Annotated in this window: 1 protein-coding gene; it reads right to left on the reverse strand. The window is 57.0% G+C overall.

Features of this window, described 5'->3' with window-relative positions:
• Positions 1-43: 43 nt before the first annotated feature.
• A partial coding sequence (locus tag IAE24_RS30090) for a hypothetical protein (RefSeq protein WP_200016428.1) occupies positions 44-244 on the reverse strand: 201 nt, incomplete at its 5' end.

Raw genomic sequence — 244 nt, forward strand, 5'->3', positions numbered from 1 at the left:
CGGGCGGGTCTGGGCCGTTCCCGGTGGAGGGGGCGGGATGTAATCAGGCGTAATTTTCTGAAGGATCGTTGTTCCCTACAGTGCGCTTGCGCCCGCACGGCGGGGCAGCAGAAAGCGCCGCAGCGCTTTTTTGATCCATCAGGAGAGATGCATGGGCGTTCAACTCAACTTCGTCAATCAATCGAACGACGCAAACAACTCGCAGATCGTCATCTTCCAGAAGAACGTTGCCAGCGATTTCGAG

This window comes from Delftia sp. S65 (assembly GCF_016516495.1).
Lineage (GTDB): Bacteria > Pseudomonadota > Gammaproteobacteria > Burkholderiales > Burkholderiaceae_C > Comamonas > Comamonas acidovorans.